This is a genomic window from Comamonas kerstersii, from assembly GCF_002056725.1.
Classification (GTDB): domain Bacteria; phylum Pseudomonadota; class Gammaproteobacteria; order Burkholderiales; family Burkholderiaceae_C; genus Comamonas; species Comamonas kerstersii.
The window spans coordinates 882,501-895,830 of record NZ_CP020121.1 but is presented as its reverse complement, the minus strand read 5'-3'; the positions used below and the strand labels follow the sequence as shown (position 1 = coordinate 895,830).

The 13,330-nt window shown below is 58.6% G+C and carries 14 protein-coding genes and 1 rRNA gene (1 of these 15 running past the window's edge); 12 read left to right on the top strand and 3 right to left on the bottom strand.

Annotation, left to right across the window (positions count from 1 at the left end; genetic code table 11):
* The first annotated feature begins 31 nt into the window (after positions 1 to 31).
* From B5M06_RS04195 to fliR, 4 genes are read left to right on the top strand one after another with little or no spacing between them, the layout of a single operon-like run.
* Positions 32 to 352, top strand: coding sequence for a FliO/MopB family protein (locus B5M06_RS04195; RefSeq protein WP_054066018.1), 321 nt, complete (start codon positions 32 to 34; stop codon positions 350 to 352).
* A gap of 38 nt (positions 353 to 390) precedes the next feature.
* Complete coding sequence (gene fliP / locus B5M06_RS04190) at positions 391 to 1,143, top strand: flagellar type III secretion system pore protein FliP (RefSeq protein ID WP_054065968.1); 753 nt, start codon at positions 391 to 393, stop codon at positions 1,141 to 1,143.
* A gap of 16 nt (positions 1,144 to 1,159) precedes the next feature.
* Positions 1,160 to 1,429 (top strand): flagellar biosynthesis protein FliQ, encoded by a 270-nt coding sequence (gene fliQ / locus B5M06_RS04185; protein ID WP_054065967.1) that lies wholly within the window; start codon positions 1,160 to 1,162, stop codon positions 1,427 to 1,429.
* A 15-nt stretch (positions 1,430 to 1,444) separates the two neighbouring features.
* Positions 1,445 to 2,218: a flagellar biosynthetic protein FliR gene (gene fliR, locus B5M06_RS04180; protein ID WP_054065966.1), complete on the top strand. Its 774-nt coding sequence runs from the start codon at positions 1,445 to 1,447 to the stop codon at positions 2,216 to 2,218.
* 91 nt (positions 2,219 to 2,309) lie between these two features.
* On the opposite strand, the gene B5M06_RS04175 is transcribed toward fliR, so the two are convergent.
* On the bottom strand, positions 2,310 to 2,939 hold the full coding sequence (locus B5M06_RS04175; RefSeq protein ID WP_054065965.1) for a response regulator: 630 nt from the start codon (positions 2,937 to 2,939) through the stop codon (positions 2,310 to 2,312).
* A gap of 43 nt (positions 2,940 to 2,982) precedes the next feature.
* The gene (locus tag B5M06_RS04170) at positions 2,983 to 4,071 is read right to left on the bottom strand and encodes a hybrid sensor histidine kinase/response regulator (protein WP_054065964.1); all 1,089 of its coding nucleotides are present in this window, start codon (positions 4,069 to 4,071) and stop codon (positions 2,983 to 2,985) included.
* 139 nt (positions 4,072 to 4,210) lie between these two features.
* Between B5M06_RS04170 and B5M06_RS04165 the strand changes: the two genes are divergently transcribed.
* The 7 genes from B5M06_RS04165 to B5M06_RS04135 all read left to right on the top strand — a co-directional run bounded on the left by B5M06_RS04165 (position 4,211) and on the right by B5M06_RS04135 (position 10,721).
* Positions 4,211 to 4,657 (top strand): hypothetical protein, encoded by a 447-nt coding sequence (locus B5M06_RS04165; protein WP_054065963.1) that lies wholly within the window; start codon positions 4,211 to 4,213, stop codon positions 4,655 to 4,657.
* Positions 4,658 to 4,698: 41 nt separating this feature from the next.
* Positions 4,699 to 5,061 carry a response regulator gene (locus B5M06_RS04160; protein ID WP_054065962.1) on the top strand — a complete coding sequence of 121 codons (363 nt, stop codon included), beginning with the start codon at positions 4,699 to 4,701 and terminating at the stop codon, positions 5,059 to 5,061.
* 53 nt (positions 5,062 to 5,114) lie between these two features.
* Entirely contained in the window at positions 5,115 to 7,265 is a 2,151-nt protein-coding gene (locus tag B5M06_RS04155; RefSeq protein ID WP_054065961.1) for a chemotaxis protein CheW, read from the top strand.
* A gap of 111 nt (positions 7,266 to 7,376) precedes the next feature.
* Positions 7,377 to 7,865 carry a chemotaxis protein CheW gene (locus B5M06_RS04150; RefSeq protein WP_054065960.1) on the top strand — a complete coding sequence of 163 codons (489 nt, stop codon included), beginning with the start codon at positions 7,377 to 7,379 and terminating at the stop codon, positions 7,863 to 7,865.
* 111 nt (positions 7,866 to 7,976) lie between these two features.
* Positions 7,977 to 8,843 carry a CheR family methyltransferase gene (locus B5M06_RS04145; RefSeq protein ID WP_054065959.1) on the top strand — a complete coding sequence of 289 codons (867 nt, stop codon included), beginning with the start codon at positions 7,977 to 7,979 and terminating at the stop codon, positions 8,841 to 8,843.
* A 47-nt stretch (positions 8,844 to 8,890) separates the two neighbouring features.
* Entirely contained in the window at positions 8,891 to 9,592 is a 702-nt protein-coding gene (gene cheD / locus B5M06_RS04140; protein ID WP_077344573.1) for a chemoreceptor glutamine deamidase CheD, read from the top strand.
* 16 nt (positions 9,593 to 9,608) lie between these two features.
* Positions 9,609 to 10,721: a protein-glutamate methylesterase/protein-glutamine glutaminase gene (locus B5M06_RS04135; RefSeq protein WP_054065958.1), complete on the top strand. Its 1,113-nt coding sequence runs from the start codon at positions 9,609 to 9,611 to the stop codon at positions 10,719 to 10,721.
* A gap of 113 nt (positions 10,722 to 10,834) precedes the next feature.
* On the opposite strand, the gene B5M06_RS04130 is transcribed toward B5M06_RS04135, so the two are convergent.
* The gene (locus tag B5M06_RS04130; RefSeq protein ID WP_054066016.1) at positions 10,835 to 12,730 is read right to left on the bottom strand and encodes an ATP-binding cassette domain-containing protein; all 1,896 of its coding nucleotides are present in this window, start codon (positions 12,728 to 12,730) and stop codon (positions 10,835 to 10,837) included.
* 482 nt (positions 12,731 to 13,212) lie between these two features.
* Between B5M06_RS04130 and B5M06_RS04125 the strand changes: the two genes are divergently transcribed.
* Positions 13,213 to 13,330 (top strand): 16S ribosomal RNA (locus B5M06_RS04125); it runs 1,413 nt beyond the window's last position.

Here is a 13,330-nt window from a genome sequence, read left to right as displayed (position 1 = left end):
CTGGACCTCTTCGCTGCTGGCGCTGTTCCTCATGATCGGCGCGCTGGCAGCGCTGCCCTGGGTACTCCGGCGCTGGCAGCAGCGCCAGCAGGGCCTGCATGGGGCAGACAGCGTCAGCACCAAGGTGCTGTCTGCCGTGGCCATTGGCCCCGGGCAGCGTGTGGTGACGGTGGAGGTCGGCCAGGGTACGGAAAAAACGCGCCTGGTGCTGGGCGTGACGGCGCAGCACATCCAGTGCCTGCATGTGCTGGGTCAGCCCGCGACCGCACAGCCTGCGGCTGCCAGCTTTGCAGGTGTCATGGCGCAGGTGCAGGACGGCACGGCGAGCACCACGACCACGGCGCAACCTTGATGAGAGCGTTTATGCGATCAGGCTTTCTCACTTCCCATATGCACTGGGCCATGCCAGCCGCCGTCGGGGCGGCTTTTTGCTGGCTGCCAGCTGTCGCAGCAGCGCAGACGGCCGCGGGCCCCAGCCTGCCGGTACTGGTGGGCTCTGGCGGCGCGGGCAGCTCGTTTTCGGTGCCCATTCAGACGCTGCTGTTCTTTACCGCACTGTCCTTTCTGCCAGCCCTTTTGCTGATGATGACGGGCTTTACCCGGATCGTGATTGTGCTGAGCCTGCTGCGCCAGGCGCTGGGCACGCAGTCGGCACCGCCCAATCAGGTCATCATTGGCCTGTCGCTGTTTCTGACCCTGTTTGTGATGGGGCCGACGCTGGACCGCGTCTACCAGGACGCCTACGTGCCCTACACCAGCAACCAGATGGAGTTTGAAGACGCGCTGAAAAAGGCCGAACTACCGGTGCGCGAGTTCATGGCGCGCCAGACGCGGCAGTCCGACTTTGCGCTGTTTTCCCGTCTGGCCAAGCTGGAGCCCGGTACGTCGATTGAAGATGCGCCATTTCGCGTGGTGGTGCCGGCCTTTGTGATCAGCGAACTGAAAACGGCGTTTCAGATCGGCTTCATGATCTTTATTCCGTTTCTGATCATTGACATGGTGGTGTCTTCCATCCTGATGTCGCTGGGCATGATGATGCTGTCTCCCGTGCTGGTGGCGCTGCCCTTTAAGATCATGCTGTTTGTGCTGGCCGATGGCTGGAACCTGCTGGTGGGTTCGCTGGCTGCCAGCTTTGCCATTTAGAGGAAAGGCGCAGGTCATGACTCCTCAATCCGTACTGACCTTCGGGCGTGAAGCGCTGACGCTGCTGCTCATGGTCTCGCTGCCTGTGCTGCTGACGGTGCTGGTTGTCGGTCTGGTGGTGAGCATTTTTCAGGCCGTCACCCAGATCAACGAAAACACCTTGTCCTTTGTGCCCAAACTGGTAGCAGCCGTGCTGGTGTTTGCTGTGGCTGGGCCGTGGATGCTGTCCACCGTGGTGGACTTCATCCGGCGCACGATTGAAAACATCCCCAGTGCCTTAGGCTAGGGCAGGGTGTAAACGGTGATTGGCTTTTCCGAAGAGCAGCTGATGGCGTGGCTCTCACCCATCATCTGGCCATTTCTGCGGACACTGGCCATGTTCACGGCTGCGCCCGTGTTTTCGCAAAAAGCCATTCCCATGCGCGTCAAGGTGGCGCTGGCCTTTCTGGTGGCCGTGTGCGCGCAGGCCGTGCTGGGTGACCAGCCAGTGGTGCATGTCAACTCCCCGCAGGCACTGGTCTGCGTGATTCAGCAGGTGGGCATCGGCCTGGCCATTGGTTTTTCCGCACGGCTGGTGATTGCGGCCATGGAGGTGGCGGGTGAATTCATCGGCCTGCAGATGGGCCTGAGCTTTGCCTCCTTCTTTGACCCTTCCAGCGGTGCGCAGCTGAGCGCTGTCTCACGCTTTCTGGTGCAGATCTTCACCCTGTTCTTCATCGTGGTGAATGGCCATGTGTTTGTGCTGATGGCCGTGATCAAAAGCTTTCAGGCGTTTCCGGTGGATGGCTCGTTCATCCAGGCGGTCTCGCAGATGCGCATTCACGAGCTGGGCTCGGCCGTGTTCTCCAGCGCGTTGTGGATTGCGCTGCCCATGATGGCGCTGCTGCTGTTTGTGAACCTGACTATGGGCGTGATTGCGCGCATTGCGCCGCAGATGAACGTGTTTGCCGTAGGCTTTCCCATCACGCTGACGGTGGGCATGCTGGGCATCACGGCCACGCTGCCCATGATGGAGCAGCCCTTCCTCAGCATGATTGAGCGCACGCTGGCGGTGTTTGGCGGCGGCTTCTTATAAAAAAGAGAGCTGCTTGCGCTGAAAAATAAAGGACTTCGCATGTAATTCATGCTGAAGTCCTTTTTCATTGGGTGCAAGGCGCTATGTTTTTTTAAACCAGATTGTTGCGTATGGCGTAAACCGTCAATTCTGCGTTATTGCTCAGCTGCAGCTTTTCCAGCACGCGTGCACGGTAGACGCTCACCGTCTTGGGGCTGAGCATCAGCTCTTCCGCAATATCGGTCAGGCGCTTGCCGGTGGCAATTTTCTGCAGCGTCTGCATTTCGCGCTCTGAGAGTGTGGCGTGTGGCGCTTCCGGTGTGGGCTGGGTCAGGCTGTCGGCCAGCATCTGTGCCACTTCCGGGGTCAGGAACTTGCGGCCTGCATGCACCACGCGCACGGCCTCGATCAGCTGCATGGGGTCGCCAGACTTGTTGGCGTAGCCATGGGCACCTGCCTTGAGGCAGCGCAGCGCGTACTGGTCTTCCGGGTACATGGAGACCATCAGCACCTTGATGTCGGGATAGCTCTCGCGCACGCTGCCCAGCACTTCCAGGCCATTGCGGCCCGGCATGTTGATATCCAGCAGCAGGACCGCGCAGGGGGTGTTGCGCAGCACTTCGCGCAGCTCGGTATAGCCGCCCGCTTCAGCGCGCACCCGGATGTCTGTGGCTTCTGCCAGCGTGTCACGGATGCCGCGGCGCAGGACCGCGTGGTCATCGCAAATCACAACATCGATCAAGACGTCTCCTTCTGAGAGGCAAGTAGTCGGTACATATTACGTTTTACGGCAGCGGGACGGACACGATGATGCTCGTGCCTTTGCCCACCTGGCTGCTGACATCCAGCCACCCACCCACGGTCTTGGCGCGCTCGGCCAGACCGCGCAGCCCAAAGGCCTTGGGCTTGTTGCGCTGCTCAGGGCTGATGCCGCAGCCGTTGTCCCGCACTTCCAGCGTGAGAAAACCTTCGGCGTTGGACAGGTCCATGTGTACAGCACTCGCCTGGGCATATTTGCCCACGTTGGTCAGTGCTTCCTGGGCCGTGCGGTAGGCAACGAGCTGGATATCTGCAGGCACGTCGATGAAGGACGGCGCATGCAGCCGCGTGGGAATACCCGTGCGGCGCTCAAAGTTCTCTGCCAGCCATTGCACCCCGGCCACCAGCCCCTGATCGAGCACGGGTGGACGCAGGTTCATCATGATGCGCTGGCTGGCCCCCAGCGCGTGCTGCAGCATCTCCAGCGCGGCGCGCGCATGGTTCTGGATGCCAGCATCTGTGGTATTTCGCTCGATCCAGGACAAATCAAACTTGACGGAGGTCAATGAGCCGCCAATATCGTCATGAATTTCGCGGGCAATGGCAGCGCGCTCCTGCTCGATGGAGTTTTGCAGGTGCTCAGTCAGCTCGGCCAGCTGGCGCTCGGAGCGTTCCAGCTCCTGCGTGGCCTTTTCCCTGGCGCACCGCGCCTCATGGACTTCAAGGGCGCGCAGTATGACATGGGGCAGCCGGGCCATGTCGTCCTTGAGCAAATAGTCAGCAATCCCCTGCCGGATGGCCTGCACGGCAGCGGTTTCCCCAATAGCGCCGGACAGCAGCACAAACGGTGGGCAATGCGGCAGCTGCCGCGCAGCTTCCCAGGCATCCAGCGCTGTAAAACCGAGCAGATAGAAGTCGGCTAGAACTAAGTCAAAGCGGCGGGTCTTGAGCAGCTCTAGAAACTCGTCCAGTTTGTCGCAATGAATAATGTCGAATGCGAGTCCTGACTTGCTCAGCGTAATCTGAGCCAGCCGCTGATCGGCTTTTGAATCCTCAAGGTGAAGCACAAGCAGGGGCTTATCTGCAGGATTGCCATTCTCCGGAAGCGCTATCATATGGAAACATATTGGAACAAATTTTCTTCTGGGGATACATTCGTTCGTGCTGTGAGTAAGCCTCAGAAGTCAGACTTCCACCGAAAACGGCCGTGTTATGTCTGGAACTGGTGACTGGTTCCGCCAACTTGGAGAAACAATGCACTCTACGCAAAGACCATCTGACGAGCCTGTGGTACAGGTTCCCGTCATGGTTGCGGCCGAACTGCAGGACTCTCTGCTTGTGGTCATGCGCGACTTGCATCGTTTGGAAGGCCTGCTCAATCATGCCACGACCAATTTGTTGGAGCGTTTTGGTGAGGCCAATGTCTTGTTGGCCGGTAACCGGGATGCAGAGGATCCAGATCTTGAAGCAGCGCGCGCAGCCTTGCGCAGAGCTGTCACAGAGCTGCAGTTTCACGACATGGCAACCCAATTGATTGGGCATACCACCCGGGTGTTACAAAGCTGTGCTTTTCGTCTGGCCTCTGAAACCATGGGGCGCGAAGAGGATGAGCTGGATGTACCTGTAATGCCAGTTCAGCCAGAAAGACCGAATCCTGTCACGCAAAGCGAAATGGATGCTGGTTCAATCGAGCTGTTTTGAAACCAGATTCAGAAATTTTTAGAAGTCCGTTGGAGCTTTACATGCATACGATCCTCGCTGTTGATGACTCACCATCCATGCGAAAAATGGTCTCCTTTACTTTGTCTGGGGCCGGTTACAAGGTGGTTGAAGCTGTTGACGGAATGGATGCCTTGGAAAAAGTCGAGGCAGAGCACATTGATCTGGTGCTGGCAGACCAGAACATGCCCCGTCTGGACGGCATTGGATTGACGCGCCGGTTGCGTGAGCATCCACGTTTCAAGAACACGCCCATTTTGATTTTGACGACCGAGTCCAGTGACCAGATGAAGCAGGCTGGCAGAGCTGCTGGGGCAACAGGCTGGCTGGTGAAGCCGTTTGATCCCAATCGTTTGATTGAAGTGCTGCAGAAGGTAATTCGCTGACCTCAGAAGAAACCAGTCAACCGGATACCAAGAAAAAGATAGTAGGAAACCTCATGGCGGATACACACCAAGGCGGAGCAGAAGCCGATTTTGACCTCACGCAGTTCTATCAAATCTTCTTTGAAGAGGCGGCGGAGAACCTGGACCAGATGGAGCAGATGCTCCTCAATCTGGACCTGAACGCTGCCAATGACGAAGAACTCAACGGCATTTTCCGTTGCGCACACTCCATCAAGGGCGGCTCTGCCACGTTTGGTTTTACCGATGTTGCCGAGCTGACCCACAAGATGGAGTCGCTGCTGGACCGCTTGCGCCGTCACGAGATCACGCCCGTCCCCGAGATGGTGGACGTGCTGCTGGAAGCCAGCGATGCTGCACGCAGCCTGCTGGCACGCCATCAGGCGGGCGGCGAAGGCGAAGCACTGCCTACGGAAGATCTGGTCTCGCGCATTGCTCGCCTGGCCGCTGGTGAGGGCGCTGCACCTGCTGCGGCCCCCGCACCTGCACCACAGCCTGCTCCAGCACCCGAGCCTGTCCCGGCTCCCGCACCAACTCCTGCCCCAGAAGTGGTGGCTGCGCCCGCTGCAGCACCGGCTGCCGGTGGCGTGCGTCATCTGCAGATCAAGATTGGTCCTGTAGAAAATCTGGAGACGGCCGACGCGATCAAGGAGCTGTTTCGCGACATCCCAGGGCTGGGCAGCATCAAGGACCTGCCCTGCGAGGAACCCAAGTCGCGTCTGTTTGAAGTGGAAACGCAGTCTACGGATGATGATCTGCTGGACCTGATGGCTTTCCACGTGACCAAGGAACAGGTGCAGATTTCGCCAGTGGGCGCTGCCGCTCCTGCCGCACAGGCTGCTGCTTCTGAACCTGCTGAGGTGGTACAGGCGCCTGCCGAAGCCAAGGATGAAGCAACAGCCCCTGCGGTGGCGCTGCCTGAAAGCGAAGCCTTTGGCATTTTTGATGGCGCGCCCGGTGCGCCCGTGAACAAGCCAGTGGCAGCAGCGGTCAAGACCGTGACCCGCCCCAATATTGCGCAGATGGAATCCACCAGCATCCGTGTGGATGTGAAGAAGGTAGACCAGCTGATCAACCTGGCTGGCGAGCTGGTCATCATTCAGGCCATGCTGGCACAGAACAGCCGCGCGCTGGACCCTTCGACCAACCAGCAGCTGCTGGCGGGTCTTGCCGACCTGGACCGCAACACCCGCGACCTGCAGGAAGCGGTGATGTCCATCCGCATGATTCCCATGTCCACCGTGTTCAGCCGCTTCCCGCGCATGCTGCGCGATCTGGCGAACAAGATGGGCAAGAAGATCAACCTGGTCACCCAGGGCGAAGCGACCGAGCTGGACAAGGGCCTGGTTGAAAAGATTACTGATCCGCTGACCCACCTGGTACGTAACAGCGTGGACCACGGCATCGAATCGCCTGAGGACCGCCTGGCTGCAGGCAAGCCTGAAGCCGGTACGCTGACGCTGTCGGCATCGCACCAGGGTGGCTCCATCGTCATCGAGGTGCGTGATGACGGCAAGGGCATGAACCGCGAGAAGATCCTGAAGAAAGCGCGTGAGCGTGGCATGGATGTCTCGGACAGCATGCCCGATGGCGAAGTCTGGCAGCTGATCTTTGCGCCCGGCTTCTCCACGGCCGATGTGGTGACGGATGTGTCCGGCCGCGGTGTGGGCATGGACGTGGTGCGCAAGAACATTGCGGCGCTTAACGGTTCGGTGGAAATTGACTCCGTGCAGGGCGTGGGCATGCGTGTGTCCATCCGCCTGCCACTGACGCTGGCCATCATGGATGGCATGTCCGTGGGTGTGGGCAACGAGGTCTACATCCTGCCTCTGTCTTCGGTGGTCGAGTCCTTCCAGGTCAACCCTGCCGATGTCAGCACCGTCACGCAAGGCGCGCAGCTGGTCAAGGTGCGCGACGAGTACATGCCGGTCATCGAGCTGGAAAAGGTCTTTGGCGTGCCTCGCCATGGCGACGGCAAGCGCAGCGACATCATGGTGGTGATCGAGTCCGACGGCATGCGCGTGGCGCTGCTGGTCGATGAGCTGCTGGGGCAGCACCAGGTGGTGGTCAAGAATCTGGAGAGCAACTACCGCAAGGTGCCCAATGTGTCGGGCGCAACGATTCTGGGTGACGGCACGGTGGCCCTGATTCTGGACACCAGCAGCCTGGTGCGCCGCGCACGTTAATCGGTAGAAACAAGCGGGTGCAGCAGCTGCTGCACCCAGAGCATGGAATTTTTTTGGAGCAGGCTGGCGTCCTGAAAACAACGGACGCCCCTGATACCTGAGGAGAAAGCAATGAGCGTCATGGGGAAGAGTGCTGAAAACAAGTCCAGCGGTGCCCGCGAATATCTGACCTTCCGTCTGGGCGAGGAGGAATACGGCATCGACATTTTGAAGGTGCAGGAAATCCGTGGCTACGAGCAACCCACACGCATTGCCAATGCGCCTGAATTCATCAAGGGCGTGGTGAACCTGCGTGGCACCATCGTGCCTATCGTGGACATGCGCCTGAAGTTCAACTGCTCCGAAGTGGAGTACAACAGCTTCACCGTGGTCATCATCCTGAACCTGCACAACCGTGTGGTGGGCATTGTGGTGGACTCGGTCAGCGACGTGATGGAGCTGGCGCCTGAAGCCATCCGTCCCGCACCCGATATCGAAAGCGCCATCGACAATGGCTGTATTCTGGGTTTGGGTTCGGTGGGCGAGCGCATGCTGATCCTGCTGGACATTGAAAAGCTGATGTCCAACGTGGACATGGGGCTGGTGGCTCCTACCGAGTAACCTCTTCCACGGCGGCATCTGCCGTCTCGCCCGCAGTGCGCGCCATGCTGCGCGGGCTGCTGCAATCAGCTCTGGTGGTCTTCTTTACGGAAATTTCTTTTCAACATCTTCATGCGTTCCACAGGTCAACTCTCGGCTTCTGTACAGGTTTCTGCTCCCGTAGCGCAAGGCAGAGAGTTCGCCTGGACGTCGGCAGACTTCAGCCGCGTTCAGGCACTGATCTACAAACACGCAGGGATCAGCCTGCACGATGGCAAGCACGCCATGGTCTACAGCCGTCTGTCCCGCCGCCTGCGCGAGACCGGGCATGACAGCTTTGATGCCTATCTGACTTGGCTGGAAAAGGAAGGGAATGCGCGCGAATGGCAGGAGTTTGTCAACGCGCTCACCACCAATCTGACGTCGTTCTTCCGTGAAGAGCACCACTTTCAGATTCTGGCGCAGCACCTCAAGAGCAAACCTGCCAGCACCTCCTGGCGTGTCTGGTGCAATGCGGCCTCCACCGGGGAAGAGCCTTACTCCATCGTCATGACGGCGCAGGAAGCCCTGGGCGCTGGCGCGCATTTCAAGCTGATTGCCAGCGATATTGACTCCAATGTGCTCAACACGGCGTCCAACGGCATCTACCGCATGGAGAACGTCAAGAGTCTGAGTCAGGAGCGCCTGCATCGCTTCTTCATGCGCGGCAAGGCATCCAATGCCGGCATGGTGCGCGTCAAGCCTGAGCTGCGCCGCATGATCGAGTTCATGCAGGTCAACTTAATCCGTGACGACTGGCCGTTCAAGGAACCGTTTGACATTGTGTTCTGCCGCAATGTCATGATTTATTTTGATGCACCCACACAGCGCAAGGTGCTGGAGCGCATTCACCGGGTGATGAAGCCGGGCGGCATGCTGTTTGTCGGGCATGCGGAGAATTTCAGCGAATCGCGCGATCTGTTTGTCCTGCGGGGCAAGACGGTCTACGAGCGCATCTAGATGCATGTCGGCATACATGTCCCACCAGGAATGAAGAAGGCACAGCCATGAACACTCGGACATTGCAAGGGGCTGGCAGTGCAGGCACTTCCTGGGATGCTGGCGCAGCAGAAAAAAGAAGGCAGGATGCCTCCTTGCTGGACACGCTGCGCAGGCGGCCTCGCAAGCCTGGCGAGGCATCGTTTTTCTACTTTGATCATCACTTTCAGTTCAATGCCGTCAAAGTCTTGCCCGGCGAGTACTTTGTCACCGGTGAAAATATCGTGATCTGTACGGTGTTGGGCTCGTGCATCGCGGCCTGTCTGTGGGACAGAACCATGAACATCGGCGGCATGAACCACTTCATGCTGCCGGAGGGCGACAGCACAGACGTCAGTGGCCGCTATGGCTCCTATGCCATGGAAGTGCTGATCAACGAAATGATCAAGCTGGGCGCTCGCCGCGAGACCATGCAGGCCAAGATTTTTGGGGGTGGGCAGGTCATGGCCAACTTCACCACCATGAATGTGGGCGAGCGCAATACAGAATTCGTGACGCAATATTTGCAAACAGAGCGCATTCCGATTGTGTCGGAAGACGTTCTTGATATCTACCCTCGCAAGGTGGTGTATTTCCCGGTTACGGGCAAGGCCATGGTCAAGCGCCTGGCACATGCACACCCCGAAGTGCTGGTGGAGCAGGAACGTTCACGCGGCAGCGCTGCACAGCTGGCCAAAACCAATGCAGGCGGCAGCGTGGATCTGTTTTGAGAGAGGTTGAAGAAGAATGAACCGCAAGATTCGGGTGATTGTGGTGGACGACTCTGCACTGGTGCGCAGTCTGCTCGCTGAAATCATTAATCGCCAGCCTGACATGGAGTGCATAGGGACGGCCAACGATCCCTTGATCGCGCGCGAGATGATTCGCGAAAAGAATCCGGACGTGATCACCCTGGACGTCGAAATGCCCAAGATGGACGGCATCGACTTTCTGGGCCGCATCATGCGCCTGCGCCCCATGCCCGTGCTCATGATCTCCACGTTGACCGAGCGTGGCGCTGAAGTGACCATGCGTGCGCTGGAGCTGGGTGCCGTGGACTTTGTGGCCAAGCCCCGCGTAGGCGTGGCCAATGGCCTGCAGCAGCTGTCCACGGAAATCGTAGACAAGATCCGCATTGCCGCTTCGGCCCATGTGCATCGCATGGTTCGTCCTGCCCACACTGCGCCTGCCGCTGGCGGTGCGGCTGCAGCAGCACCTGCCAAGCCTGCAGTCAGCAGTGCGAGTCTGCTGGGCAAGCTCTCGACCGAAAAACTCATCGCCATTGGTGCATCGACCGGTGGCACCGAAGCCATCAAGGAGGTGCTGGTGCACATGCCTGCTGACGCGCCCGCCATCGTCATCACCCAGCACATGCCGCCCGGCTTTACGACCAGCTTTGCCGCGCGCCTGAACAGTCTGTGCCAGATCACGGTCAAGGAAGCGGTCCATGGTGAACGTATCCTGCCCGGCCATGCCTATATCGCACCTGGCGGCAAGCAGTTCTCTATTTCGCGCAGTGGTGCCAACTATGTGGCCGTGGTGGATGAGCAGGCACCTCCCGTGAACCGCCACAAGCCATCGGTGGAAGTGTTGTTCAAGTCTGTGGCGCAGTTCGTGGGCCGCAATGCCTTTGGCATCATGCTCACCGGCATGGGGGCAGATGGCGCTGTCGCCATGCGCGAGATGAAAGACGCAGGCAGCTACAACTATGTGCAGGACGAGGCCAGCTGCATCGTCTTTGGCATGCCCCGTGAAGCCATCGCCCATGGCGCAGCCCATGAGGTATTGCCGCTGAACCAGATTGCACCTGCGGTACTGGCCCAGTTGCGTGCTTCGCCTGACGTGCGTCACCGCATCTAAAGCAACTCATAAAAAAGGAGCTGCCAGCGCTTGAAATACAAGGAATTCAGATAGAAAACTATTTGAAATCCTTGATTCAAGAGCGCTAGTAGCTCCTTTTTTTGTTGCGGCGCTTAGCTGGAGAGCAATTCCCAGCGCTCCAGCGCCTGCATCAGCGCCTCTTCAATTTCGCCATCACGCGCATGCAGCTGCATGGCTCGGGCGTTGTCGCGGGCGTAAATCGCAGGGTTTTCCAGTTCCTTGCGGATAGCAGCCTGCTCTTCTTCCAGTGCCGTAATCAGGTCAGGCAGCTGCTCCAACTCGCGCTGCTCCTTGTAGCTGAGCTTGCGCTTGGCGCCTGGCAGCACGGCCTTGTCCTTGGGTGCTTCTTCCTTGACGGGTGTCACCACCTTGGCCGCGCTGCTCTTGGCTGCCTGCTCCGCCAGTTCCCGGCTGCGCTGGGACTGGGTGAGCCAGTCCTGCACACTGCCTTCGTACTCGCGCCACAGGCCATCGCCCTCGGCAGCAATGATGCTGGTGACCACGTTGTCCAGAAAGGTGCGGTCGTGGCTGACCAGGAACACCGTGCCGTCGTACTGCTGCAAAAGATCTTCCAGCAATTCCAGGGTGTCGATATCCAGATCGTTCGTTGGCTCGTCCAGCACCAGCACATTGGCAGGGCGTGCAAACAGGCGTGCCAGCAGCAGGCGGTTGCGCTCACCGCCGGAAAGCGATCGCACGGGTGAGTGCGCACGCGCAGGCGAGAACAGGAAATCCTGCAAATAACTTTTCACATGTTTCTTGTTGCTGCCAATTTCGATCCATTCGCTGCCGGGGCTGATGAAGTCCTCCAGCGTCGCATCCAGATCGATCTGGTGGCGCATCTGGTCAAAGTAGGCCACCTGCAGGTTGTTGCCACGGCGGATGCTGCCGGTGTCCGCTTCCAGCTCGCCCAGAATCATCTTGAGCAGCGTCGTCTTGCCCGCGCCATTGGGGCCAATCAGGCCGACCTTGTCGCCACGCAGCACGGTGCCTGTGAAGTGCTTGACAATGGTCTTGTCCCCAAAGGATTTGGAGACATTCGTCAGCTCTGCCACGATCTTGCCCTGGTAGCCGCTGTCCTTGCCAGAATCAATGTCCAGCTTCACGCTGCCCAGCGCTTCCCGGCGGGCGGCTCGGTTGGCACGCAGGTCTTTCAGGCGCTCAATGCGGCTCACGCTGCGGGTGCGGCGTGCTTCCACACCCTTGCGAATCCACACTTCTTCCTGTGCCAGCAGCTTGTCGGCCTTGGCGTTGATGACGGCTTCCTGCTGCAGCTGTTCTTCCTTTTGCTGCATGTACTGTGCAAAGTTGCCGGGGTAGCTGCGCAGCTGACCACGGTCCAGCTCCACAATGCGGGTGGCAATGCGGTCCAGGAAGGCACGGTCGTGGGTAATGGTCACCACGCTGCCCTTATAGTCCAGCAGCAGGTCTTCCAGCCAGGCAATCGAATCCAGATCCAGGTGGTTGGTGGGTTCGTCCAGCAGCAGCACATCAGGCTTGGTCACCAGCGCCTGCGCCAGGGCCACGCGCTTGCGGGTGCCGCCAGAGAGTTTGCCCACCGTCGCCTGCGCATCCAGGTGCAGGCGCTGCAGCGTCTCTTCGACGCGCTGCTCCCAGTTCCAGGCATCCTGCGCTTCAATCTGAGACTGCAGCGCATCCAGATCCACGCCTTCCGCGCCAGACAGATACAGCTCTCGCAGCTTGGCAATCTCAGCCAGGCCTTCGGCAGCCGCCTGAAACACGGTGTGCTCAGACTTTAGATCAGGCTCCTGCGGAACATAGGCAATGCGAATGCCGTTTTGCACCTGCAGACTGCCATCGTCAGCGTGGGTCAATCCCCCCAGAATTTTCAGCAGCGAAGACTTGCCAGCGCCATTGCGCCCAATTAGTCCTACGCGCTCGTTGCTCTCCAGCGCAAAGCTGGCGTGGTCCAGCAAGGCCACATGCCCAAACGCAAGCTGGGCGTCCAATAAAGTAATCAATGCCATGGTGACTGCATTATCCAAGGCAGCGCTGTGCGCTGCCTCAGTCGCAGCCATCTTGATGGCTGCGACTGAAAAGCTTTTTTCTGAAACAGTGCCAAAACGGTGCTATAGTTCGCTCCATTGCTAGTACAGAGCAGCTTCTTGCTGCCAATCGCTGAAAAGGTTTTTGCAGAAATTTCTGCGAAGCACCAAAAGTGATGTACAATGCAAGTCTTCGCTGATCGCAACACGCAGTCAGCGACGCAAAAAGAAAATTTCAAATTCTTTTTGCAGGCACCGAAAAACGGTGCTACAATACAAGGCTTCGCTGATCGCAGCGAACGAAACTTGAAGAAATTGATCTTCGAGGCATCTTTAACAAGATACAGCCGATAAGCGTGGGCGTTTGAAGGCGAATTGCCAAATCAAACGCTCATGAGAATAGAAGTGAAGTTCACTTCAATTCCGTTTTTATGAGTGGGTCGCAAGACCTTAAATTCAAGATCGAACTGTAGAGTTTGATCCTGGCTCAGATTGAACGCTGGCGGCATGCCTTACACATGCAAGTCGAACGGCAGCACGGACTTCGGTCTGGTGGCGAGTGGCGAACGGGTGAGTAATACA

What these genes read in the sequence shown, in the direction of transcription:
- B5M06_RS04195 (WP_054066018.1), top strand. Translation starts at nt 32, where the DNA reads ATGATCGGCGCGCTGGCAGCGCTGCCCTGGGTACTCCGGCGCTGGCAG.
- fliP (WP_054065968.1), top strand. Translation starts at nt 391, where the DNA reads ATGCACTGGGCCATGCCAGCCGCCGTCGGGGCGGCTTTTTGCTGGCTG.
- fliQ (WP_054065967.1), top strand. Translation starts at nt 1,160, where the DNA reads ATGACTCCTCAATCCGTACTGACCTTCGGGCGTGAAGCGCTGACGCTG.
- B5M06_RS04170 (WP_054065964.1), bottom strand. Translation starts at nt 4,071, where the DNA reads ATGATAGCGCTTCCGGAGAATGGCAATCCTGCAGATAAGCCCCTGCTT.
- B5M06_RS04165 (WP_054065963.1), top strand. Translation starts at nt 4,211, where the DNA reads ATGCACTCTACGCAAAGACCATCTGACGAGCCTGTGGTACAGGTTCCC.
- B5M06_RS04160 (WP_054065962.1), top strand. Translation starts at nt 4,699, where the DNA reads ATGCATACGATCCTCGCTGTTGATGACTCACCATCCATGCGAAAAATG.
- B5M06_RS04155 (WP_054065961.1), top strand. Translation starts at nt 5,115, where the DNA reads ATGGCGGATACACACCAAGGCGGAGCAGAAGCCGATTTTGACCTCACG.
- B5M06_RS04150 (WP_054065960.1), top strand. Translation starts at nt 7,377, where the DNA reads ATGAGCGTCATGGGGAAGAGTGCTGAAAACAAGTCCAGCGGTGCCCGC.
- B5M06_RS04145 (WP_054065959.1), top strand. Translation starts at nt 7,977, where the DNA reads ATGCGTTCCACAGGTCAACTCTCGGCTTCTGTACAGGTTTCTGCTCCC.
- cheD (WP_077344573.1), top strand. Translation starts at nt 8,891, where the DNA reads ATGAACACTCGGACATTGCAAGGGGCTGGCAGTGCAGGCACTTCCTGG.
- B5M06_RS04135 (WP_054065958.1), top strand. Translation starts at nt 9,609, where the DNA reads ATGAACCGCAAGATTCGGGTGATTGTGGTGGACGACTCTGCACTGGTG.
- B5M06_RS04130 (WP_054066016.1), bottom strand. Translation starts at nt 12,730, where the DNA reads ATGGCATTGATTACTTTATTGGACGCCCAGCTTGCGTTTGGGCATGTG.